We start from the raw sequence: 222 nt of genomic DNA, 5'->3' as shown, positions 1-222 counted from the left end.
GAGAAATTCTGAGGCATCTCGCTGAGTTGATGTGTAAGCGGCTCAGGATTGCTCATGAACGTATCCACAACGGGAGGCTGATCCGTTGGCTGATTATTCAGACCTGTTTGATAGTGCTCCTGAACAACTGCTGCATTTGCGTCATCCTTAACGTCAATGACATCTCTACCATCGGCTTTCATAGAATGATAGCCACTTGTATTCATGTCATTCATTTCTAAG

1 protein-coding gene is annotated in these 222 nt (G+C 44.6%); it reads right to left on the bottom strand.

Features of this window, described 5'->3' with window-relative positions; translation table 11 throughout:
• Positions 1–222 (bottom strand): hypothetical protein (locus HZR81_RS23830; protein ID WP_500129424.1); only part of this gene is annotated, 222 nt, incomplete at both ends.

Origin of the sequence: Pseudomonas sp. LM13, assembly GCF_041381355.1 — a bacterium.
GTDB lineage: Bacteria > Pseudomonadota > Gammaproteobacteria > Pseudomonadales > Pseudomonadaceae > Stutzerimonas > Stutzerimonas frequens.
The sequence above is the reverse complement of the archived record's forward strand: the minus strand, read 5'-3'. Positions and strand labels throughout refer to the sequence as shown.